Genomic DNA, 19,609 nt, shown 5'->3' on the forward strand with positions numbered 1-19,609 from the left:
ATGATTCAAGAACTAACCCAGAACTATGCCCATCTTTTTGAAAAAGAGCTTTTAAATGAGATTAGTCAGGTTGGAACCTACAAGGATATTCCAGAAGGCCATAAAATGATTGAGATTGGTGAGTACGTCCGTTCGATGCCTTTGTTGATTTCTGGAGCTATCAAGATATTACGAGAAGACCATGATGGCGATGAGCTATTACTTTATTTTTTGGAAAAAGGTGATACCTGTGCCATGACCTTAACCTGTTGCTTGGGTCAAAAGAAAAGTGAGATTCGCGCTATTGCTGAAACGGATGCCAAACTCATCATGATTCCCATAGAAAAGATGGAAGAGTGGTCAGCTAAATATAAAAGTTGGCGGAATTTTGTGTTTGAAAGCTATCATAATAGACTCAATGAGCTATTGGAAACCATTGATAGTATTGCCTTTTTAAAAATGGATGAGCGCTTGTTGAAATATCTTAATGAAAAAGCCCGGATTTCAAACGATAATATTATCAACAGTACGCATCAAGAAATAGCTTACGAGTTACATACATCGCGGGTGGTTATTTCACGACTTCTTAAAAAGTTAGAGAATTTAGGAAAGGTGGAGTTGCACAGAAATCATATTGTGATAAAGAACATCAACTAGTCATTGTAACTGTTGTTACTGATAACTTTTGACAGCATGAGTACTTTTGCATCCAAAGTTATAATTACTAAAATATGGAACTACTGGAAATTTTTGGATATATCAGCGCTTTGATCATTGGCATTTCACTTGGCTTGATTGGAGGCGGAGGTTCTATTTTGGCAGTTCCTGTATTGGCCTATTTATTTATGGTTAATGAAAAAGTAGCCACAGCCTATTCGCTGTTTATTGTAGGATTTAGTGCGTTAATTGGTGGCGTTAAGCAGCATTTCAAAGGATATGTGGATTGGCGTACAGCAGTTGTTTTTGGCTTGCCTGCCATTGTGGGTGTTACTTTGGTAAGACATTATTTGGTGCCTGCATTACCTGATGTGTTGTTTGAAGTAAACGATTTTGAATTCACAAGACGTATGGCCATGTTTGGGCTTTTCGCGCTACTCATGTTTCCAGCAGCGTTTTCCATGCTAAAAAAACGTGAGGATAAAGTAGTTGATAAAGCGGTCAAGTACAATTACCCGTTAATTTTGCTGGAAGGTTTGATTGTTGGGGCTATAACAGGATTGATTGGCGCAGGTGGTGGGTTTTTAATCATTCCAGCGCTAGTGATTCTCGCTAATGTCAAAATGAAGGTTGCTGTTGGAACCTCATTGATTATTATAGCCTTTAAGTCCTTGTTAGGATTCTTTTTGGGAGATGCCATGACTATGGAAATTGACTGGACATTTCTTATGACATTTACTGGTATATCCTTAATTGGTATCTTTATTGGTAGTTATTTAGGAAATTTTATTGATGGTAATAAGTTGAAAAAAGGATTTGGATACTTTATTTTTGTTATGGCCATATTTATTTTTTACATGGAATTTTTTGTAAAATAGGATTGTAACTTAAGTTACTGCTTGATTGATAATCAAATCGTAAATTTGTAAAATTAAAATTTAGAAAGATGAAGATAGAACAAATATATACTGGATGTTTAGCACAAGGCGCATACTACATAGAGAGTGAAGGTGAAGTGGCTATTATTGATCCATTGCGAGAAGTAAAGCCTTACATTGAAAGAGCCAAGAAAGCTAACGCTAAAATTAAATATATTTTTGAAACCCATTTTCATGCTGATTTTGTCAGTGGGCATGTTACCCTATCAAAAGAGACAGGCGCTCCAATCATTTATGGACCAACAGCTAATCCCTCGTTTGATGCCCACATAGCTAAAGACCAGGAGGAATTTAAACTTGGAAACATTACCATTGTAGCCGTGCACACACCAGGACATACTATGGAGAGTACAACCTATTTGCTACGTGATGAAAATGGTAAAGATCATGCTATTTTTAGTGGCGACACATTGTTTTTAGGGGATGTTGGGCGACCAGATTTAGCTCAAAAAGCAGCTGATATGACTCAAGAAGAATTGGCTGGTATGCTCTATGATAGTTTGCGAAGCAAAATTATGCCATTAGCCGATGACGTTATTGTTTATCCTGCTCATGGCGCAGGATCGGCATGTGGTAAAAATATGATGAAGGAAACAGTAGACACGCTCGGTAATCAAAAAAACATGAATTATGCCTTACGAGCCAATATGACTAAACAGGAATTTATTGATGAGGTAACCGAAGGTTTGCAAGCCCCACCAAAATATTTTCCTTTGAATGTTAAAATGAACAAAGAAGGTTATGATGATATTGATGAGGTATTAAAGCGTGGCACACAAGCTTTAACTCCTGATGCCTTTGAAGCTGCTGCCAATGAGACAGAAGCCGTGGTATTGGATGTACGTCATCAAAGTGAGTTTGTGAAAGGCCATATTCCAAGATCCATTTTTATAGGTATAGATGGTGGTTTTGCTCCATGGGTTGGCGCATTGATAGCCGATGTAAAACAGCCGATTTTATTGGTGACTCCTGAAGGTAGAGAGGAAGAAACTATCACTAGATTATCGCGTGTAGGTTTTGACAATACTTTGGGATATTTAAAGGGTGGTTTTGAAGCATGGAAAGCGGCTTCTAAAGAATACGATACCATTTCATCCATTTCGGCAGATGTCTTTAAAGAAAAATTAGCGGATTCGAATATCCCAGTGTTTGATGTTCGAAAAAAAGGTGAATATGCCAGCGAGCATGTAAAAGATGCGCATTTAACACCTTTGGACTTCTTGAATGATCATTTGAGTGAGTTTCCAGAAAATGAGACTTTCTATGTGCATTGCGCTGGTGGTTATCGTAGTGTGATAGCAGCATCCATTTTAAAAAGTCGCGGTATTCATAATTTAGTAGATGTTGCAGGTGGTTTTGGTGCTATTAAAAAAGCAGGAATCCCAGTAACAGATTATGTTTGCCCTTCGACATTAAAATAGTTTGACAACTAAATTAGGTATTTGAAAGAGCGGCATTGCCGCTCTTTTTTTAGTAACAAATGTTACGGACAGGCTTACTTCAAAGTTGTAATTTTACACTTGAAATTAATGTTAAACATGAAACAAATAATAATCATTATGTCAATAATATCCATGTTATTCGGAACAACCAGTCAAGATTCTGCCATTAAGGTTTTGGCTCCAACAGAATATAAAACGCAAATTGAAAAAGGAAAAGTACAATTGGTGGACGTCAGAACACCAAACGAATACCAATCGGGTCACATTAAAAATGCCCAAAATATTGATTTTAACGCGCCGTCTTTCGCTAGTCAATTTGAAAAATTAGATAAAGAAAAGCCCGTTTATGTTTATTGCCGAAGTGGCATGCGTAGTGCTCAAGCATCCAAAAAATTGGTAGCTATGGGTTTCAAGGAAATTTACGATCTTAGAGGTGGTTATTTAAATTGGAAATAACATGAATGCAGCTATTGTAATCCAAAACTTGAAATGTGGCGGTTGTGCCAACACCGTTAAGAATAAGCTATCTGAAATTGAAGGGCTTCAAGACATTCATGTTGATATTGACAACAGTGTTGTAGCGTTCCAATATAGTCTAGAGGAACAGTTAACTAAAGCAAAAGACCGATTGAAAGCCATTGGCTACCCAGAACAAAATGCGGCAAATTCCATGATTACAAAAGCTAAATCATACATCAGTTGTGCAACCGGTAAAATGGCAAAATCATGATTTTGAGAACCTCCTTTGTTTTGGTATTTCTTGTTTTGATGGTAGGTTGTAAAAACAACAACCATAATAGCGGATATACTGAAATCGAATCCATTAAGAATTCTGAAGAGCATCCTGGCAAAAAACTCATGGAGACCAATTGTTATGTGTGCCATAGTCCAACAGCTAGTGAGCAGAGCCGAATAGCACCTCCCATGATAGCTGTCAAGAAGCATTATTTAACAAATGGTATTTCAAAAAAAGACTTTATAAAAAGTATTCAGGATTTTATGAAAAATCCAAATGCTGACGACGCCAAGATGATTGGTGCCGTGAAACGATTTGGTGTTATGCCAAAAGCCAATTATCCAGAGGCAACCATTACCCAAATTGCTGATTACATTTATGACAATGATATTGAGCAACCCGAGTGGTTTGAAGAACATTTTAAACAAGGTCACGGTCAGGGTAAAGGCCAAGGCAAGGGAAATGGCCATCATGGTCAGATGATGGACAAACAACAAGCCACAGTTGACGATTCAGATTTAAGCTTTGAAGAACGCGGATTGAAATACGCTTTGGGAACGAAGGCTGAATTGGGAAAAAACTTAATGGGCACTATTCAGAAAAAAGGTACTTTGGAAGCCATTACCTTTTGCAACGAAGTGGCCTATCCGTTGACGGATAGTATGGCCGTAGTTTATAATGCGACTATCAAACGCGTATCTGACAAACCCAGAAATCCAGACAACGCAGCAAATTCAAAAGAGAAATACTATATTAGAAAGTTTCAGAAAACCCTAGCTGAAAACCAAGAACCGCAAGCTATTATTGAAGAAGGGACGGACACTGTAAACTTTTATTATCCTATAACGACTAACAGCATGTGCTTGCAATGTCATGGAAAGAATATTGAACCCGAAGTTTATAATACTATTAAGCGCCTATATCCACAGGATTTGGCAACGGGTTATGGTGAAAATGAAGTGCGAGGCATGTGGAGCATATCATTTAATAAGTAAATTTTGTTATGAGTAGCTTTTCTAATTTAATAAATCAAGACAAACCTGTACTCGTGGACTTTTTTGCAGAATGGTGTGGCCCTTGTAAAATGATGGCACCAATTCTCAAAGAGGTAAAGGATGCACTGGGTGAATCAGTTTCTATTTTAAAGGTAGATGTGGATAAAAACCAAACATTGGCTGCGCAAATGCAGGTAAGAGGTGTGCCTACTTTGGTATTATATAAAAAGGGCAAACAACTTTGGCGGCAATCTGGAGTCGTTCAAAAAAACGATTTAATTTCCCTGATACAATCACATGCCTGATTTGAATTTATCTGAAGAATTTTGGGATAATCGCTATAAAACCCATGATACGGGTTGGGATATCGGTCATGTTTCTACACCGTTAAAAACCTATATTGATCAACTACAGAATAAAGCGCTCAAAATCCTGATTCCAGGCGCTGGTAATGCCTATGAAGCCGAGTATCTCCTTCGCGATGGTTTTCAAAATGTTCATGTCGTTGACTTATCAAGTACGGCTTTGAGTAATCTAAAGGCTCGTGTCCCTGAATTTCCTGAAGAGCAACTATATCATACTAACTTCTTTGACTTGAATGAGACTTTTGATTTAATATTGGAGCAAACATTTTTTTGTGCCATTAATCCGGATTTGAGAATGGCTTATTCAGAAAAAATGGTTGAGCTTTTAGAAACAAATGGTAAACTGGTAGGCTTGTTGTTCAATGATACTTTGAACACGGATAGACCGCCATTTGGAGGCTCAAAAAAAGAATATCTATTTTATTTTGAACCCTATTTTTATATTGATGTTTTCCAGGAATGCTACAATTCCATCGAAAGTAGAGCCGGTCGCGAGTTATTTATCAAGTTGCTGAAGAAATAAGACTTACTTCTTTTTCTTAAAAAAGCCGTGGGTTAATTGTCCCCAAAAATTTTGAGGCATGTTTTCATCGCCTTTATATCCCAACTTAATGCTTCCACTGTCTTCAGGAACATAGTTGGTTTTGAAAATATAATCCCATAAACTTAAGCTGATACCAAAGTTTACCCCATATTGCCTATTATCTGGTAAACTGTAAGCATGATGGTACAAATGCATGACAGGATTATTAAATATATATTTTAGGGGTCCCCAAGTAATTTTAATATTCGAGTGGTTAAAATGACCAATTGTAATAGCCATAAAATGGACAATGTAAGCCTGTTCGGGTTCAAAACCACCTAAAATCATGACACCAAAAACTTTTAAGGGTTTGTACAGGATGTTTTCCATCCAGTGGTAGCGTAAATGGGCTGCAAATCCCATTTCTTTTACACTATGGTGAACTTGATGAAAACGCCATAACACTTCAATACGATGTAGCATAACGTGGGTAAACCATTGCACAAAATCCAAAACGATAAAAAACACCAACAACTGGAGCCACATTGGCCAAATTGAAATATCAATAATAGCGAGACTTTTCATAGAAATCCCCACATTACTGAAAGCTAGCTCTAAAACACTGTAAATACCCGTAATGATAATGGCGAAAATGAAAAAATTGAAGAACATGTAAAAGGTATCCAGCCAAAAGTCTTTTCTAAAAATAGCTTGCTCTCGACGCCAAGGAAAGACAATTTCCAGTAGCCATACCACTAAAGAAATGACAATTAACCCCCAAAAGTAATTAGTATACCAAGGCACTTGAAACGTTATGGAATTCCAAGTCCAATTCAGCGTTCCTGTGAAGGCATTTATAAAAACTTCAATATATTCCCACATAGAAAGTTGTTGTTTTACAAAGTTACGGACAATTCGTAAAATGATTTCATACAAAATTGCACTAAATAACTGTTAAAGTCAGTAACTAATGTTACGAAATGTGGCTGGTAGCATCAATTTTCTTTTTCTTTGTAAAAATTTTTTGAAATGGATTTAATAAATGAACCTTGGCCATGGTATGTGTCCGGTCCCATGATTGCTTTTATCATGTTTTTGTTGATTATGGTTGATAAACGGTTTGGAATGTCTTCAAACTTAAGAACCATGTGTAGTATGGTGGGAGCTGGAAAGTCAGCAACTTTTTTTGATTTTGACTGGAAGTCCCAACGCTGGAATTTAGTTGTTGTTGTAGGTGCTGTTATTGGTGGTTTTATAGCTTCAAATTTTATGACACCTAATGAAGCCGTTGCTATTAATGCAGATACCATCACCAATTTGAGAGCATTAGGTTTTAACAGTGCAGGTGAGGCTTACTTGCCCACCGAGTTATTCAGTAATGCCGTTTTTTCAGATTTTAAAGCCTTGGCAATTTTAATTATTGGCGGATTTTTGGTTGGCTTTGGTGCACGCTATGCCGGAGGCTGTACTTCCGGTCATGCCATTTCAGGTTTGAGTAATTTGCAATTACCATCATTGATTGCTGTTGTTGGCTTTTTTATTGGTGGATTATTGATGGTTCATGTGTTATTCCCACTAATATTTTAAGAGATGAAAACGATTGTTTATTTAGTCATAGGAATTCTATTTGGCATTACCATGTTTAAGTCGGAAGCAGCATCTTGGTTTCGAATTTATGAAATGTTTCAATTTCAGGCATTCCATATGTATGGCATTATTGGGTCGGCACTAGTATTAGGTGTTTTAATGACTTATTCTATAAAACGATTTAATATCAAATCATTTTATAAAAATGCTATTCATTTTGAAGCCAAAGAGAAAAGTTTTTACCGTTATATGATTGGTGGCATTCTGTTTGGTTTGGGTTGGGCTTTAGCTGGTGCCTGCCCAGGGCCTATGTACACCTTGGTGGGCGCGGGATTTATGCCTATGATTCTAGTGGTTTTTGCTGCTGTTGTTGGCACCTTTGTGTATGGTTTGTTGAAAGATAAATTACCACATTAAATAATTTTGTAAGGAGTTAAACAAACAAAGGACTGAATCAGGAAAATGATCTTATGAAGTCTTTATCACTCTTGTTTGCCTTATTCTTATCACTTACATTATTTGCACAAGTTCCTGAAAAAGCAGCCGATATTAGTCCCTTGCTAATTGGTGAAAGTATACCCAATGCCAAATTGTTGGATGTAAATGGTCGCGATGTTTCTCTACATAAAGTCATTAAAGAAAAACCCACTGTGTTGGTTTTCTATAGAGGCGGTTGGTGTCCGTATTGTAATGAGCAATTAGCAGCGTTGGGAGAAGCAGATCAGGAAATCATTGATTTAGGCTATCAAATTGTGGCCGTGAGCCCTGACCATGTTGCGTCGTTGAAACCAACGATTGATACCGAAGGTTTGAATTATCAAGTATATGCCGATCCTCAAGCAAAGTTTATTCAAGAAATGGGTATTGGATTTCAAACACCCGGTATGGCAAAACTGTATATTGCCAAGAAAACCAAAATGGACGCCACGGATATATTACCTGTTCCTGCTGTTTTTATATTAAATACATCTGGTGAAATCTTGTTTGAGTATATCAATCCAAATTATAAAATACGATTGAGTTCAGAGCTTTTGTTAGCCAATTTAAAAGCTTTAAAACCTAAAAATTAGACGATTATTTTGCATATAAAACCAAAAAACCCGAACAATTTGTTCGGGTTTTTAGCGGTGGTGCCTCCAGTACCACTTTTTGGTGTAATCCATTTTAATCTATTTGACCTGATTTTACTTTTAACCCTTATATGTATTGATTTTATTGGGTTTTTAAAGTATTTATAGTAATTTTGAATTAACAATGATTCAACAAGATGTTGTCCCCATTGTTGTCCCTTTTTAAAAATACGAACTTAAATACTTTATGAGTAAATCAATTCAGTCAACTTCAGGAACGGTTAAATATAGATTAAAGGATGTTAGCTCAAAAGGAGAAACATCTATTTTTTTGGACTATAGTTTTGGGCGCAATAATCGAATAAAATTTGCGACAGGTTACAAGGTCAAACCAAAAAATTGGGATAATTCAAATCAACGGATAAGAGCGGTTTCTACAATTGCCAATAGAGAGAAAGTAAACACTGATTTACTGAAATATTCTTCTGATTTTATTACAGCTGTTTCAGGGCTTAATGAAGATGATAAGCAAGATAAAACAATATTGAAGTCTCTACTGTCCAAAATCATCAGAAAAGAAGTTGATGGAGAAAAAAAGAAAATCACGACATTTTTCGATTATGCTGATGATTACATAGCTAATAAAGAAAGCCAATCCAAAGACATAAAAGCGGTTAAATTAAGCCCTATAACCGTAAGAGCTTACAAGCAAACAGTAAACAGACTTAAAGAGTTTAATAAAAGGAAAAGCTATGGATTAGACTTTAATAATATTGACCTAAAGTTCTACTATAAATTTATTTCTTATTTAGAGGAATATGGTTATTCTGTCAATACCATTGGTAAACACATCAAAAACCTTACAACTATACTTAACAGTGCTACAGAGGACGGCTATAACAGTAATTTGAAGTATAAGAGTAGGGAGTTTAAGCCAGTATCAGAGGAAACGGTTTCAATTTACCTAACAGAAAAGGAAATAGATGCACTTTATAACGTAGATTTGTCCAAAACACCCTATTGGGAGTTGGCAAGAGATATTTTTCTGATTGGCTACTACACTGGTCAGAGGGTTTCTGATTATAATGGGATTAAGCCTGAACAGATTAAAACGTTTGATGGTCGTGAAGTGTTCGAGTTTGTCCAACAAAAGACAAATAAAAAAGTGTACGTTCCAGTACATCACAGAGTAAGAGAAATAATGAACAAAAGGCATAATGGTAATCCACCAAGAAAGTTGAATGACCCTGATATTAATGAGTATATTAAAAAGGCTGGTAGGAAAGCTAAAATTGAAGAGCCAATAACTATTACCAAAACGGTATCAGGTAAAAAAGAATCAGAACCCGTCCCTAAACATAACCTAATAGTGTCACATACTGCAAGACGCTCATTTTGCACCAACGCTTATTTGTCTAAAATGCCTGTAATTGATATTATGGCAATTAGTGGACATTCAACTGAACGAGAATTTTATAAATACATACGCATAACCCCACAAGAGAGAGCTGTAAAAATTGCTGACAGCTCATTCTTTAATAACTAAACAACCCAAATTATATGAACTATAACGATGCTTTCGCTATTGATGACGTTTCTTTTTTAGAACGAAAGAAAGAAACTGGATACTCTCCTGAAAAATATGAATTAAAGAATCACGATTATCATAAACCTAAATTGGTTGATGATTTTTACCTAAAATACTTCACAAGGGAGTTGTTGTTTGAAATTGATGTTTTGGAGGTAAAGGAGTTTTTAGAATATCATTATTTCAATTGTAAAACCACAAGTTTGTATTTAGATATACTTGAATGTAAGATTTTACCTAAAATAGATGGATTAATTGATAATGCACAACCCATGATTGAGGTTGGCGGACATTATGATACTAAATTAAATGATGGTTTTATAGAGAAAGATGGTAAAATTGATAATCCAAATTATGATTATGGGTTAATGTTGCATCAAATAGCTTTTGGTAATCTTCAGGCTGATATCAAAAAAAGAGCTGAAATAATCAATGAATTTCTTGAACGTATTCAATTGCCTAAAGCAGACTTAAATGTTCTTATATGGAAAGGTAAACCATCTCATTTAGCTTACATTATTTCCAAATTTGTTGAGGAAGGATATTTTGAACCACCACTGAAGAAAGATGGGGATGTTAACATCGCAGAATTATCAAGGCAGATACTCAATTCTTTCAAATTCATTCCTGAAACGCCATCAATTGATTCGATTAGGCGTTATTCAAGTATTGATGATGATAGGTATCAAGATGCAGATAGAAAGTTCACAAAATCAGGGTTTTGTGTTCCAAATTCCAAAATAGTGGGTTGAGTACCGGTACATAGTGGTACATTAAAAACTTGTGTTCGAGGCTAACTTTGCAAATGATTAATAGCAAATAGCCCCATATGAATCACATTCAGACCCATATTTATCAAATGACTCCTAATGAGTTAAAAGACGACATTATAAAAGAAGTTCGTCAATCACTTAAGGAGTTTTATGAAATGAACAAGACTGCTAAACCCGAAAACGAGGAGCTGCTGACTGTTCAAGAAACAATGGATTTGCTTAAATGCTCCAAGCAAGCCCTGCACAACTGGCGAAAAAATGGCATTCTTCCAAGTTATCGCATGGGTAATCGTGTTTACTACAAAAAGAGCGAAATCTATTCCAAACTTATTAAACAAGAATCTCATGATGAATAATAATGGATTTATTATGCTCAAACGGGATATTATGGAATGGGAATGGTATCAAGACTTAAACACATACAAAGTGTTTATGCATTGTCTTATCAAGGTCAATTACAGTCCAAAGAAATGGCAAGGTATTTTAATTGATAAAGGTGAGTTTATAACATCGCATGGAAGTTTAGCTCATGAAACTGGTTTAACAGTTAGTATGGTGAGGACTTCATTGAAAAAATTGGAAAATACAGGCTATATCAGTATTACAACTGCAAATTATACAAAAATACGTGTTCTAAACCTGAATGAGTTTGTTTCAGAATCTAATCAAAATCAAGTTGACAGGGTTGAAAACCATTCAAATACTGCGTCATTACTGCAAAAGTCTGTGGATGATAAAGAGATGTTAGCAGACCAATCACAAGCTATTGACAAGACATTGGCTGACCAATCGCATACTGTTGACAGACCATTAGCAACAACTAATACTAATAATAATACTATAAAAAGAAGAAAAAAGATATTTAGAGAGAATGTTTTTGCTCACACTAATTATAATTCAAAAATATTAAAATCTTTTCATGACTATTGGAGCGAATTAGACCCCAATGGTACAAAAATGCGATTTGAAAGCCAGCGATTTTTTGAAATCGAAAAAAGGCTGGAAAAATGGATAAATAACGAGCGTAATTATAACCATGATAAAAAAGAAAAACCCCGATTAATTAAAAACCGTTATCCTAAAAGTTATGAGATTAAATAGTACTGTAAGCGTTAAAGAAGTGTTGGGTGAAATTACCAATCCAACAATACAAAATATTAAACCAATCAACAATAATGTTCCAAGCGCATCATTGCCCTCTAAACAACAATTATGGATCGCATTTATTGAACACTTTGAAAGATTGTATAACAAACCTTTTATTAAAGATGAAATGTTTATAAACAACATAAAAACACTTTTTTATTATTTCTTACAAGACAATAGTTTCTTTGAATGTGAAAATTTAAGAAAGGATATAAGTAAGCCTGATTTCAGAAAAGGGTTGCTTGTTGTTGGTGGTACTGGTGTTGGTAAAACTATGAGTTTTAATGTTTTTGAAAGTATGTTTAGAGGGTTTAAGCCCTTAACATTTAAAGGATATTCATCTACAGAGCTTGTAAGACTATATGAAACTTTAAAAACCCCCATTGATAAAGAACATTTTTTTCAAAGTATGGAATATAAAAAAGGCATGTTTATAGACGATATGGATGCTGAAAGACTTGCCAGCAATTATGGTCATACTGATGTTGTAAAAGATGTATTAAACATAAGATATGATAAAAGGTTGTTAACATATGCTACTTGCAATTATTCAGATGAATCGAACAGTATTGAAAAAACATTGGATTCATTAGGAGAAAGATATGGGCATCGAATATATGATAGATTGTTTGAAATGTTCAACGTCATTGAGTTTAATGGAATGAGCATTAGAGATAAATATTAAAAAGCTAATGTTAGTAAGAATGTTTTTTAATGCCTATTTGATAAAAACCAAAAACTCCCTTCCACACAGATAGACCATTTAAGCGCTACAAGTCATGTGTTAAGGGAGTTTTAAACCCATCTCATAAACAATGCGGAAAAACCATTAACACTGAGTTATGAGAATTCTTTAATAACTTTTTAGTTATGCATCACTAATATAAGAATTAATCATTATAAAATCATTAGATATACTATTATGTTGGATTACTTTTCTTTGTTACTGTCCCTTTGGTAAAAATGCTTGTTAAACTCATCTTCTTCCACACCCAAAGGAAACAATACATAATACCACAAACAATTTAGATAGTATCTAATTATCCTAAACCATCTTGGTAATTTGCTTTTTGCCATAATTTGTGGAGATTGTAGATTTCCATTAAAGATATTGAATTATCAACATTTTTGGTTACAGCTGTACTCAAATTGGTTACAGGTGTAGTCAATAGCAAGGGTGGTGCAAGGGTAGTTACATTGGAAATGCAAGGGTCATGCAAGGGTCATGCAAGGGTCATGCAAGGGTCGTGCAAGGGTGGTGGCAAGGGTGGTAGCAAGGGTGGGTTTTAGATGACATTTGTAGTCAAAAATGACTGCACGACTGCCAAATTTGACACTTTTATGATAATCCGTAAACGATAGACCAAAAAGATTTTTATTTTTAGGCTAACTAAAAAGCTATTAATTACCTATGTCCGAAGAACAAAAGAAGTTACTCGAAGCCCAATTATGGAATATTGCCAACGAATTACGTGGCAAAATGGATGCGGATGAGTTTCGAGATTATATACTGGGCTTTATATTCTATAAGTACCTTTCTGAAAAACAATACCTATATGCCAACTCCTTGTTGGAAACCGAAGCTGTTAAGGATTACCTGAACGTTTCCGATGAAGACGCTTTTGAAGATGTTGAGGTGATTGAAGAATTGTTAACCCAAGTATATCAGTTCAGCAGATTGTATTGGAAATCCTTACGCCAACAAAATGTACCAATTACCATAAAATATCCCGAAATGGTAGCCCAAATAGCACCTCGTTTCGAAAACGGTGTTCCAGAGGACGCTAAAGATACGTTGTGGTTTTTATAAATACTTTGCAACACCATTGCATTAAAATATTTTTATCTTTGTCTCAATGAAAGTTTTAGCACTCATATTATCTATTTATATCTTTGCGCTCAATTTAGTGCCTTGTGAAGATAATGGTATACCAGATAATGAGGTTAAAACCGAAATTTCTCAAGCGTTAGACAACGACCATCAACATCAAGGAGCAGATCTATGCTCACCATTTTGCCAATGCCATTGTTGTCATATTCACGTGATACATTTTAAGGTTGTAGATTACAGTGTATCTAATACTGTTATTCCAACACAACTTTTCTATTATTTTGATGGTCTTGAAAAAGACTTCAATACTACCCTTTTACAACCACCACAGGTTTAATGAATACCTGCGTATGCAGGTATCTTATAAATTCAAGTAACCCATTTTTGTAATAGGTTGCTTATCTCTATTTATAAATTCATTATAACCATTCTTATGATTAATAAAATCATTGATTTTTCAATCAATAATAAATTCATTATTGGTTTGCTAACGCTTACCATTATTGGAGCAGGTATCTGGAGTATGACAAAAGTACCCATAGATGCCGTTCCGGATATTACCAACAACCAAGTTCAGGTAATAACGCAATCCCCAAATTTAGGTACAGAAGATATTGAGCAAATAGTTACCTATCCTGTTGAGGTGGCAATGAGTAATTTGCCCAATGTGGAAGAAATTCGCTCAATTTCACGCTTTGGTCTGTCAGTAGTAACCATTGTATTTGATGATGATATGGGTACATATCTTCCGAGACAATTGGTTGCTGAAAAACTCAACGAAGTAAAAGAACAAATTCCTGCGGGTTTTGGAGAACCTACAATGGGACCTATTTCCACAGGTCTTGGAGAGATATACCAATACACATTAAAAGTAAAACCAGAATATCAAGATAAATATTCCATTTCGGATGTGCGTACAATGCAAGACTGGATTGTACAACGTCAAATGGCAATGGTTCCTGGTGTTGTCGAGGTCAACGCTATTGGAGGTAAAATAAAACAATATGAAGTTGCTGTAGACCCTAACGAGCTTAAATCTATTGGGATTACCATTACAGATGTATTTGAAGCCCTCGAAGCCAATAACCAAAATACGGGTGGTGCTTATATCGAAAAAAACCATCAGGCTAATTTTATACGAGGGGAAGGATTGGCAAGAAGTTTAGACGATATTAAAAAAATTGCGGTTAAAACCATTAATAATGTGCCTATAACCATTGGCGATATAGCAATAGTTCAATTTGGTTCAGCCATTCGTTACGGAGCATTAACACAAGACGGCGAAGGAGAAGTTGTCGGTGGCTTGGTAATGATGCTTAAAGGAGCAAATTCAAATGATGTGATTGCCAATGTTAAAGAGAGAATGGTTGAAATACAAAAATCGTTACCAGAAGGTGTTGTTATCGAACCACTTTTAGACAGAAGTAAGTTAATTGGGGAAACCACTTCAACAGTAGCTACCAATCTTATTGAAGGGGCTTTAATCGTTATTTTCGTCCTCATTTTCTTGTTGGGTAATTGGCGAGGTGGTTTAATTGTAGCATCAACTATTCCACTATCGTTACTGTTTGCATTTATTTTAATGAATGTATTCAACGTATGGGCAAACCTGATGAGTTTAGGAGCTATAGATTTCGGAATTATTGTAGATGGTGCAGTAATTATTGTGGAGTCTACTGTATTTCTTATCGCTTCCCAAGTACTTAAAAAGAAAAAAATAACAAACAAGGAGCGTGATGAGGTTGCTGCATCGGCTTCCAAAAAAATGATGAATGCAGCCTTTTTCGGTCAGCTTATTATCCTTATTGTGTTTCTTCCCATTTTAGCCTTACAAGGTATTGAAGGGAAAATGTTCAAACCAATGGCATTGACCTTTATTTTCGCAATGATTGGAGCTATGGTTTTGTGTCTTACCTACGTACCAATGATGTCTGCTTTAGTATTGAGAACACCAAAAAATGATAAATTATCTTATGGTGATAAATTTGTGCATTGGGTTGAAAATAAGTACAAACCTTTATTGGAAAAAGCCCTTTTAAAAGGCAAATTAATTACAGGGATTGCAGTGGCTCTATTTGCTGTAACAGTCTTTATGTTTACCCGAATGGGAGGTGAATTTATCCCACAACTCGATGAAGGCGATATTGCATTCCACGCCATTTTAAAACCAGGTAGTTCACTATCTGAAACAGTAGAAACCACTACCAAAATTGAGCAGATTGTAAAGGCAAAATTTCCCGAAGTTGAAAAAATAGTTAGTCGAATTGGTGTTGCAGAAATACCAACCGACCCAATGCCTATGGATTTAGCAGATGTATTTGTAATCCTAAAACCTAAAAATGAATGGACTACGGTAGAGACAAAAGATGAGCTTATTGAAGCAATGAAAGAAGCTGTTGAAATTATCCCTGGAGTCAATTATGAATTTACCCAACCCATAGAAATGCGTTTTAATGAGTTGCTTGAAGGGGTGCGTGAAGATATTGCCATTAAGTTGTACGGCGAAGACATCGAGGTCTTATCCCAAAAGGCAGAGGAAATCACTAAAATAATTGCAGGAACACCGGGTATTGGTGATATGAAAGCCGAAGCCACAACAGGCTTACCACAAATGACCATAACCTACAATAGAGATAAGTTGGCGCAATACGGGCTGCAAATCAACACACTTAACAAAATGGTGCAATCGGCATTTGCCGGAGGAAATGCAGGCGTTATTTTTGAAGGCGAAAAACGGTTTGATTTGGTAGTTCGTTTAAACCAACACAATCGTAAGGATATATCAGATATTCAAAATCTGTTTATCAATTTGCCTTCTGGGGCACAAATTCCACTTCGTGAAGTAGCGGATATATCTTATAAAGCAGGGCCTATGCAAATAAGTAGGGACAATACCAACCGCAGAACCTATGTAGGTATCAATGTAAGAGGACGTGATGTAAAATCGTTGGTGGGTGAAATCAAAACCAAATTAGATGCACAATTGGAATTGCCTTCTGGTTACTTCATTCGATATGGTGGTGCTTTTGAAAATTTAGAACGTGCCAGTAACCGCTTACAAACCGTAGTGCCTATTGCCTTACTACTTATTTTCGTACTGATATACTTTGCTTTAAAATCAGTACCACAAACCTTAATGATATACATTGCTATTCCAATGGCAACCATTGGTGGTGTGGTGGCTTTATGGTTGCGTGATATGCCATTTAGCATTTCGGCAGGTGTTGGTTTTATTGTATTATTTGGGGTTGCCGTGTTAAACGGCTTGGTTATGATAAGTGGCCTAAATGAATTGAAAGAAGAAGGTGTCACCAATTTAAAAGAAAGGATTTTGGAAGGTACAAAGCGAAGAATACGCCCTATTATGCTAACAGCATTTACAGATGTGTTGGGCTTTTTACCAATGGCTGTTTCAGCATCGGCAGGTGCAGAAGTTCAGCGTCCGTTGGCAACGGTAGTTATTGGTGGTTTATTGACTTCAACATTACTCACCTTATTTGTATTGCCTATTTTATATCATTGGGTTGAGAATAAATCGTTTAGGTTAAAACCAAACAAAAAAATAGTGAGTGCAACCGCAGTACTGGTTTTAATGTTGGTGTTTTCAACTCGAAGTAATGCACAACAAATCACGGATACCTTGCCTAAAATTTCGTTGAACGAAGCTGTTGCTTTATCTAAAAAGAACTATCCGCTATTGAAACAAAAACAATTGGAAGTTACCAAACAAGAAAACCTAAAATCTACGGCATACGATTTTGGTTCTACTCAAATCTTTACAGGAGGTGAAGAAGTCAAAGATGGAACAGGAATCTACACAACGGTCGGTGTTGGACAATCAAATATGGATGTGTTTGGAATCGGAGCAAAACGAAAACTGCAACAACAACGCATTGAGTTGTCTCAAAAAGCATTGCAATTATCTGAATTGGAGGTAGAACTGGAAGTGAAAAAAGCGTGGGCAAAATGTTATCAGTCTATGAGAAACTTTCAGTTGTACAAAGAGCTTGATTCTATCTATGGTAATTTTGAACAAGCAGTTACGCTGAACTTTGAAGTGGAAGCCATTTCTAAATTGGAGTATTCAGCGGCAAAAAATCAAGTGTTTCAAATTCAAAATAAAAAAGTACAGGCATACAGAGATTACCTCATAGCCATACAACAGTTAAATCTTTGGTTATTTGAAGACGAAATTTATACTGTATCAGAAGAATTGGAAAACATTGCAACGATTGAAACTGATAGCTTATCAACAAATGAACATCCAATGGTTACTGTTTCAGAAAATCAATTGAATGTCGCCGAAGCAGAATTGAGAGCGGCAAAAGCCGATAATTTACCGAAATTGAACCTTCAGGGTGGTTTACAAAAAGTTAATGGTAATTCAGGTTTTTATACCTATCAAGCAGGAATTTCCATTCCATTCCTGTCAGGTTCAAACAAGGCCCGAATTAAATCAGCAAAAATTGACAATGCTATTGCAGAAAGTAATTTGCTATTCAAAAAACAAGAATTACAATCACAATATGCACAAGCAAAAGAAAATTATTTAAAATGGAAACTGTCTTGGGAATTTTACGAAACACAAGTATTACCGTTAACCAAAGACCAAAAATCAGGAGCGTTGTTGGCGTATAAGGAAGGAGAAATAGATTATACCACCTTTACACAATTGGTAAAAGAAGCCGTACAGTCAGAACTGGAAGCTCAAAACGCTTTAATCAATTATTTAGAAAGTGCATTTCAATTACAATATTTCAATCAATAACATTATGAAAAAAACAGCATACAAATACATCGCAGTCATTTTTGCAGCACTTTTTATGGTGTCTTGTGGCAATAAAAAAGACCATTCAGAAAATGATGGACATTCTTACGATAAAACAGAACAAACCAGTGAAAATGAAGAACACCACGAAGAAGGCGAAGTAACGCTTAATCAGCAACAGTTTGATGCCTTAAAAATGAAAATAGACACCTTGGGCTTACGCAATATGAGTGGCTATGTTGAGGCAAACGGCACATTGGAAGTACCACCACAAAACGAAGCTGCTATTACTTCTGTAGTAGGTGCCAATGTAACATCCATAAAAGTAATTGAAGGCGATAAAGTTGAAAGAGGTCAGGTAGTGGCTTATTTGTCACATCCAAATATTATAGCCTTACAGACCGATTACCTAAACGCTTATAGCAATAGCGAACTTTTAAAGAAAAATTACGAACGCCAAAAAAAATTATACGATGCAGGAGTAGGATCTGGTGCTAATTTCCAAAAAGCAGAAGCAGAATACAAAGGTTCAACGGCATTAGTAAATGGTTTGGCAGCTCAATTAAGTATTTTAAATATTAATACAGCATCAGTTCGTAATGGGAGTATCGCTCAACAAATTCCACTACGAAGCCCCATTGAAGGATTTGTGCAAAAAGTAGAGGTTAAAACAGGACAATATGTAGAACCACAGACTGAACTGTTCGAGATTGTAAACACACACCACGTGCACGCAGATTTAATGGTGTTTGAAAAAGATGTCTATAAAGTAAAACAAGGGCAAAAGGTAACTTTTAGTGTGCAATCCATACCAGATGCAGAACTTACGGCCGAGATTTACTCGGTAAGCAAAACCTTTGAAGACAACCCTAAAGCGGTTCACGTGCACGCCGAAATAGAAAATAAATCAGGTAATCTCATTCCAGGTATGTACATTCAAGGAAGAATACAAACCGATAGTACATTAACAAAGGCATTGCCCGAAAGTGCCATTGTAAAAGATGGCGATAGATTTTTTGTTTTTACGGTAGAAAAAGAAGGTGAAACTTGGGCTTTTAAGCCTGTAGAAGTAATAACTGGTGAAAAAGATGGAGTTTGGATTGCAGTTACTTTTTCAGAAGAAGTATCTGCTAAAACCAAGTTTGCTTACAATAATGCGTATTACCTTATAGCAGAAATGAAAAAAGGAGAAGCAGAACACGCTCATTAAT

At 35.7% G+C, this 19,609-nt stretch carries 22 protein-coding genes; 21 read left to right on the plus strand and 1 reads right to left on the minus strand.

Features of this window, described 5'->3' with window-relative positions:
* The 8 genes from C1T31_RS03385 to C1T31_RS03420 all read left to right on the plus strand — a co-directional run bounded on the left by C1T31_RS03385 (position 1) and on the right by C1T31_RS03420 (position 5,635).
* The gene (locus C1T31_RS03385; RefSeq protein ID WP_103051040.1) at positions 1 to 636 is read left to right on the plus strand and encodes a Crp/Fnr family transcriptional regulator; all 636 of its coding nucleotides are present in this window, start codon (positions 1 to 3) and stop codon (positions 634 to 636) included.
* 74 nt (positions 637 to 710) lie between these two features.
* Positions 711 to 1,514 carry a sulfite exporter TauE/SafE family protein gene (locus C1T31_RS03390; protein WP_103051041.1) on the plus strand — a complete coding sequence of 268 codons (804 nt, stop codon included), beginning with the start codon at positions 711 to 713 and terminating at the stop codon, positions 1,512 to 1,514.
* A gap of 68 nt (positions 1,515 to 1,582) precedes the next feature.
* Entirely contained in the window at positions 1,583 to 2,995 is a 1,413-nt protein-coding gene (locus C1T31_RS03395) for an MBL fold metallo-hydrolase (RefSeq protein ID WP_103051042.1), read from the plus strand.
* A gap of 117 nt (positions 2,996 to 3,112) precedes the next feature.
* Positions 3,113 to 3,472 (plus strand): rhodanese-like domain-containing protein, encoded by a 360-nt coding sequence (locus C1T31_RS03400; protein ID WP_243398890.1) that lies wholly within the window; start codon positions 3,113 to 3,115, stop codon positions 3,470 to 3,472.
* 1 nt (position 3,473) lies between these two features.
* The gene (locus C1T31_RS03405) at positions 3,474 to 3,746 is read left to right on the plus strand and encodes a heavy-metal-associated domain-containing protein (RefSeq protein WP_103051043.1); all 273 of its coding nucleotides are present in this window, start codon (positions 3,474 to 3,476) and stop codon (positions 3,744 to 3,746) included.
* Entirely contained in the window at positions 3,743 to 4,747 is a 1,005-nt protein-coding gene (locus C1T31_RS03410) for a c-type heme family protein (protein ID WP_103051044.1), read from the plus strand. The genes C1T31_RS03405 and C1T31_RS03410 overlap by 4 nt, the downstream gene beginning before the upstream one ends.
* Positions 4,748 to 4,755: 8 nt before the next feature.
* On the plus strand, positions 4,756 to 5,052 hold the full coding sequence (trxA, locus tag C1T31_RS03415; protein WP_103051045.1) for a thioredoxin: 297 nt from the start codon (positions 4,756 to 4,758) through the stop codon (positions 5,050 to 5,052).
* 1 nt (position 5,053) lies between these two features.
* A complete protein-coding gene (locus tag C1T31_RS03420) occupies positions 5,054 to 5,635 on the plus strand; it encodes a methyltransferase domain-containing protein (protein ID WP_103051308.1) in 582 nt (193 codons plus the stop codon).
* A gap of 3 nt (positions 5,636 to 5,638) precedes the next feature.
* Here C1T31_RS03420 and C1T31_RS03425 read toward each other — a convergent pair whose 3' ends face one another.
* Entirely contained in the window at positions 5,639 to 6,517 is an 879-nt protein-coding gene (locus C1T31_RS03425; RefSeq protein ID WP_103051046.1) for a sterol desaturase family protein, read from the minus strand.
* 147 nt (positions 6,518 to 6,664) lie between these two features.
* On the opposite strand from C1T31_RS03425, the gene C1T31_RS03430 reads away from it, so the two are divergent.
* From C1T31_RS03430 to C1T31_RS03485, 13 genes are all read left to right on the plus strand, one after another.
* Complete coding sequence (locus C1T31_RS03430) at positions 6,665 to 7,222, plus strand: YeeE/YedE family protein (protein WP_103051047.1); 558 nt, start codon at positions 6,665 to 6,667, stop codon at positions 7,220 to 7,222.
* A gap of 3 nt (positions 7,223 to 7,225) precedes the next feature.
* Positions 7,226 to 7,639, plus strand: coding sequence for a DUF6691 family protein (locus C1T31_RS03435; RefSeq protein WP_103051048.1), 414 nt, complete (start codon positions 7,226 to 7,228; stop codon positions 7,637 to 7,639).
* 53 nt (positions 7,640 to 7,692) lie between these two features.
* Positions 7,693 to 8,292 (plus strand): peroxiredoxin-like family protein, encoded by a 600-nt coding sequence (locus C1T31_RS03440; protein ID WP_103051049.1) that lies wholly within the window; start codon positions 7,693 to 7,695, stop codon positions 8,290 to 8,292.
* A gap of 247 nt (positions 8,293 to 8,539) precedes the next feature.
* A complete protein-coding gene (locus C1T31_RS03445) occupies positions 8,540 to 9,838 on the plus strand; it encodes a tyrosine-type recombinase/integrase (RefSeq protein WP_103051050.1) in 1,299 nt (432 codons plus the stop codon).
* A 14-nt stretch (positions 9,839 to 9,852) separates the two neighbouring features.
* Positions 9,853 to 10,632 carry a hypothetical protein gene (locus C1T31_RS03450; protein WP_103051051.1) on the plus strand — a complete coding sequence of 260 codons (780 nt, stop codon included), beginning with the start codon at positions 9,853 to 9,855 and terminating at the stop codon, positions 10,630 to 10,632.
* Between the two features lie 77 nt (positions 10,633 to 10,709).
* On the plus strand, positions 10,710 to 11,009 hold the full coding sequence (locus C1T31_RS03455) for a helix-turn-helix domain-containing protein (protein ID WP_103051052.1): 300 nt from the start codon (positions 10,710 to 10,712) through the stop codon (positions 11,007 to 11,009).
* The gene (locus C1T31_RS03460; RefSeq protein ID WP_123912619.1) at positions 10,999 to 11,754 is read left to right on the plus strand and encodes a hypothetical protein; all 756 of its coding nucleotides are present in this window, start codon (positions 10,999 to 11,001) and stop codon (positions 11,752 to 11,754) included. Before C1T31_RS03455 ends, C1T31_RS03460 begins: the two co-directional genes overlap by 11 nt.
* A complete protein-coding gene (locus C1T31_RS03465) occupies positions 11,741 to 12,484 on the plus strand; it encodes a P-loop NTPase family protein (protein WP_103051054.1) in 744 nt (247 codons plus the stop codon). The genes C1T31_RS03460 and C1T31_RS03465 overlap by 14 nt, the downstream gene beginning before the upstream one ends.
* Positions 12,485 to 12,927: 443 nt before the next feature.
* Positions 12,928 to 13,089, plus strand: coding sequence for a hypothetical protein (locus C1T31_RS14025; protein WP_165780061.1), 162 nt, complete (start codon positions 12,928 to 12,930; stop codon positions 13,087 to 13,089).
* A 121-nt stretch (positions 13,090 to 13,210) separates the two neighbouring features.
* The gene (locus C1T31_RS14205) at positions 13,211 to 13,609 is read left to right on the plus strand and encodes a type I restriction-modification system subunit M N-terminal domain-containing protein (RefSeq protein WP_103051055.1); all 399 of its coding nucleotides are present in this window, start codon (positions 13,211 to 13,213) and stop codon (positions 13,607 to 13,609) included.
* Positions 13,610 to 13,655: 46 nt separating this feature from the next.
* Positions 13,656 to 13,967, plus strand: coding sequence for a DUF6660 family protein (locus C1T31_RS03475; protein ID WP_103051056.1), 312 nt, complete (start codon positions 13,656 to 13,658; stop codon positions 13,965 to 13,967).
* Between the two features lie 96 nt (positions 13,968 to 14,063).
* A complete protein-coding gene (locus C1T31_RS03480; RefSeq protein WP_103051057.1) occupies positions 14,064 to 18,398 on the plus strand; it encodes a CusA/CzcA family heavy metal efflux RND transporter in 4,335 nt (1,444 codons plus the stop codon).
* A gap of 4 nt (positions 18,399 to 18,402) precedes the next feature.
* On the plus strand, positions 18,403 to 19,608 hold the full coding sequence (locus tag C1T31_RS03485; protein ID WP_103051309.1) for an efflux RND transporter periplasmic adaptor subunit: 1,206 nt from the start codon (positions 18,403 to 18,405) through the stop codon (positions 19,606 to 19,608).
* Position 19,609: the final 1 nt, after the last annotated feature.

This window comes from Hanstruepera neustonica, assembly GCF_002895005.1.
Lineage (GTDB): Bacteria > Bacteroidota > Bacteroidia > Flavobacteriales > Flavobacteriaceae > Hanstruepera > Hanstruepera neustonica.

What these genes read in the sequence shown, in the direction of transcription:
- C1T31_RS03445 (WP_103051050.1), top strand. Translation starts at nt 8,540, where the DNA reads ATGAGTAAATCAATTCAGTCAACTTCAGGAACGGTTAAATATAGATTA.
- C1T31_RS03485 (WP_103051309.1), top strand. Translation starts at nt 18,403, where the DNA reads ATGAAAAAAACAGCATACAAATACATCGCAGTCATTTTTGCAGCACTT.
- trxA (WP_103051045.1), top strand. Translation starts at nt 4,756, where the DNA reads ATGAGTAGCTTTTCTAATTTAATAAATCAAGACAAACCTGTACTCGTG.
- C1T31_RS03455 (WP_103051052.1), top strand. Translation starts at nt 10,710, where the DNA reads ATGAATCACATTCAGACCCATATTTATCAAATGACTCCTAATGAGTTA.
- C1T31_RS03450 (WP_103051051.1), top strand. Translation starts at nt 9,853, where the DNA reads ATGAACTATAACGATGCTTTCGCTATTGATGACGTTTCTTTTTTAGAA.
- C1T31_RS03435 (WP_103051048.1), top strand. Translation starts at nt 7,226, where the DNA reads ATGAAAACGATTGTTTATTTAGTCATAGGAATTCTATTTGGCATTACC.
- C1T31_RS03405 (WP_103051043.1), top strand. Translation starts at nt 3,474, where the DNA reads ATGAATGCAGCTATTGTAATCCAAAACTTGAAATGTGGCGGTTGTGCC.
- C1T31_RS03425 (WP_103051046.1), bottom strand. Translation starts at nt 6,517, where the DNA reads ATGTGGGAATATATTGAAGTTTTTATAAATGCCTTCACAGGAACGCTG.
- C1T31_RS03465 (WP_103051054.1), top strand. Translation starts at nt 11,741, where the DNA reads ATGAGATTAAATAGTACTGTAAGCGTTAAAGAAGTGTTGGGTGAAATT.
- C1T31_RS03440 (WP_103051049.1), top strand. Translation starts at nt 7,693, where the DNA reads ATGAAGTCTTTATCACTCTTGTTTGCCTTATTCTTATCACTTACATTA.
- C1T31_RS03430 (WP_103051047.1), top strand. Translation starts at nt 6,665, where the DNA reads ATGGATTTAATAAATGAACCTTGGCCATGGTATGTGTCCGGTCCCATG.
- C1T31_RS03400 (WP_243398890.1), top strand. Translation starts at nt 3,113, where the DNA reads ATGAAACAAATAATAATCATTATGTCAATAATATCCATGTTATTCGGA.
- C1T31_RS03390 (WP_103051041.1), top strand. Translation starts at nt 711, where the DNA reads ATGGAACTACTGGAAATTTTTGGATATATCAGCGCTTTGATCATTGGC.
- C1T31_RS03475 (WP_103051056.1), top strand. Translation starts at nt 13,656, where the DNA reads ATGAAAGTTTTAGCACTCATATTATCTATTTATATCTTTGCGCTCAAT.
- C1T31_RS03385 (WP_103051040.1), top strand. Translation starts at nt 1, where the DNA reads ATGATTCAAGAACTAACCCAGAACTATGCCCATCTTTTTGAAAAAGAG.
- C1T31_RS03410 (WP_103051044.1), top strand. Translation starts at nt 3,743, where the DNA reads ATGATTTTGAGAACCTCCTTTGTTTTGGTATTTCTTGTTTTGATGGTA.
- C1T31_RS03395 (WP_103051042.1), top strand. Translation starts at nt 1,583, where the DNA reads ATGAAGATAGAACAAATATATACTGGATGTTTAGCACAAGGCGCATAC.
- C1T31_RS03460 (WP_123912619.1), top strand. Translation starts at nt 10,999, where the DNA reads ATGATGAATAATAATGGATTTATTATGCTCAAACGGGATATTATGGAA.
- C1T31_RS14205 (WP_103051055.1), top strand. Translation starts at nt 13,211, where the DNA reads ATGTCCGAAGAACAAAAGAAGTTACTCGAAGCCCAATTATGGAATATT.
- C1T31_RS03480 (WP_103051057.1), top strand. Translation starts at nt 14,064, where the DNA reads ATGATTAATAAAATCATTGATTTTTCAATCAATAATAAATTCATTATT.